General features: G+C 70.8%; 1 protein-coding gene. It reads left to right on the top strand.

Going from position 1 to position 814, the window contains the following annotated elements:
* On the top strand, window positions 1-814 hold an 814-nt coding region (locus tag AC1DYG_RS18635; RefSeq protein ID WP_477641360.1), incomplete at both ends, for a DUF7507 domain-containing protein.

Here is an 814-nt window from a genome sequence, read left to right as displayed (position 1 = left end):
GTGACCCTGCGCGGGGTCACGGTCGCGGACCAGCTGGTCGCGCCGGCCGGTCCCGCGGTCACGGTGACCTGCCCGCCTGGTGACGTGGCACCGGGTGACTTCGTGACCTGCACCTCGAGCCCCTACGTGGTGACCCAGGCCGATGTCGATGCCGGCGCGGTGCGTAACTCCGCGACCGCGTCCGGGACTCCGCCGACCGGTCCGCCGGTCACGAGCCCGCCCTCGGCCACAACGACCCCGACCCCGGCAGGGGCTTCGCTGAGCTTGCTGAAGTCGGTGCAGGAGACGGCCTTGACTGGTCCGGGTCAGGTGTTGCACTACACGTTCCTGGTGACCAACACCGGGGATGTGACGTTGAACCCGGTCACGGTCGGTGAGGTGTCGTTCTCCGGCACCGGGACCGCCCCGGCTGCTACGTGTCCGGTGCTGGCCGCCGGTGAGCTGGCTCCGGGCAAGGCCACCACGTGTACTGCGTCGTACCTGGTGACCCAGGCCGACTTCGATGCCGGGGTTGTGAAGAACACGGCCAAGGCGTCGGGGACCCCACCGACCGGTCCGGTCGTGGACTCCGGTCCGTCCTCGGCGCAGGTGCCTGGTGGTCCGACCGCTCCGGCGGTCACCCTGGTCAAGAGCGCCGCGATCAGCACGGACGCGAACAACGACGCCAAGGCCGGGGTCGGGGACAAGATCACGTTCTCGTTCAAGGTGACCAACGCCGGGGACGTGACCCTGCGCGGGGTCACGGTCGCGGACCAGCTGGTCGCGCCGGCCGGTCCCGCGGTCACGGTGACCTGCCCGCCTGGTGACGTGGCAC

The sequence above is a fragment of the Pedococcus sp. P1_H8 genome (assembly GCF_056405175.1).
This window is presented reverse-complemented; position numbering and strand designations above follow the sequence as displayed.